This window comes from Bartonella sp. TT119HLJHH (assembly GCF_042193385.1).
GTDB lineage: Bacteria > Pseudomonadota > Alphaproteobacteria > Rhizobiales > Rhizobiaceae > Bartonella.
Window position 1 is genome coordinate 1 of record NZ_JBHILS010000167.1, and the last position, 506, is coordinate 506.

At 45.3% G+C, this 506-nt stretch carries 1 protein-coding gene; it reads right to left on the reverse strand.

The features are described from left to right. Window positions 1–5: 5 nt before the first annotated feature. The coding region (locus ACFIJL_RS10010; protein WP_375622339.1) for an EF-Tu/IF-2/RF-3 family GTPase at window positions 6–506 on the reverse strand (501 nt) is incomplete at its 5' end.

Sequence of the window (506 nt, forward strand, 5' to 3'; positions counted from 1 at the left end):
ATTATTTATTCAATGATCTTAGAGACGATACCGGCACCAACAGTACGACCACCTTCACGAATAGCAAAACGAAGTTTTTCTTCCATCGCTATCGGAACAATCAACGAAACATCCATGGCAACATTGTCACCGGGCATAACCATTTCCGTTCCTTCTGGAAGCGTAACAATCCCTGTAACATCCGTTGTACGGAAGTAAAACTGAGGGCGATAATTCGTGAAAAATGGCGTATGACGCCCACCTTCATCTTTTGTCAAAATGTAAGCCTCTGCTTTAAAACGTGTATGAGGCGTAACAGATCCTGGCTTCGCCAATACTTGACCACGCTCGATCCCTTCACGATCAACACCACGTAGCAGAGCTCCTATATTATCCCCCGCTTGACCTTGATCTAAAAGCTTGCGGAACATTTCAACGCCCGTAACCGTTGTCTTAGACGTTGGACGAATACCGATAATCTCGATTTCCTCTCCAACTTTAATAACACCACGCTCAACACGACCCGT